Source organism: Roseivirga ehrenbergii (assembly GCF_001593005.1).
GTDB lineage: Bacteria > Bacteroidota > Bacteroidia > Cytophagales > Cyclobacteriaceae > Roseivirga > Roseivirga ehrenbergii.
The window spans coordinates 1-473 of the sequence record NZ_LQZQ01000016.1 but is presented as its reverse complement, the minus strand read 5'-3'; the positions used below and the strand labels follow the sequence as shown (position 1 = coordinate 473).

Here is a 473-nt window from a genome sequence, read left to right as displayed (position 1 = left end):
TGAAAACCTATTCTTCGTGAGTGCAAGAAAAGGCATGAACCCTATGGAGTCGTTTAACGGAACACAAAATGTTGGACTTTACCCTCCTTCAAGAGTATTAACCTTGGGCGTTAACCTAAACTTCTAAAACAAAGACAATGAAATATATTTCAAAAATAATTTTACTCTTCATTGTACTGGCTATAAGCTCATGTAATGAAGAATACCTAGAAACTGCCCCTACTGATCAGCTTGGAGCTGATGAAGTACTGAGCACTATTGTTAACCAAAGAGCTGCTTTGGAAGGAATTCACCGCTATATGTATGGATCTGGTGGTTCTCAAGACGAAGCAGGAGGCTATGGTGATCACTTGATCAACTATGATTTCTTAGGACAAGATGTAGTTAACCCACAAAGGGGTTCTGGTTGGTTTATTGCCGTTCACCAATGGCTTGAGCACAGATCTAACACAAGTTCTTTGGTAAATCAGACT

General features: G+C 39.5%; 1 pseudogene. It reads left to right on the top strand.

The features are described from left to right. Positions 1–137: 137 nt before the first annotated feature. Positions 138–473, top strand: a pseudogene (locus MB14_RS09065) (RagB/SusD family nutrient uptake outer membrane protein); the annotation flags it as partial.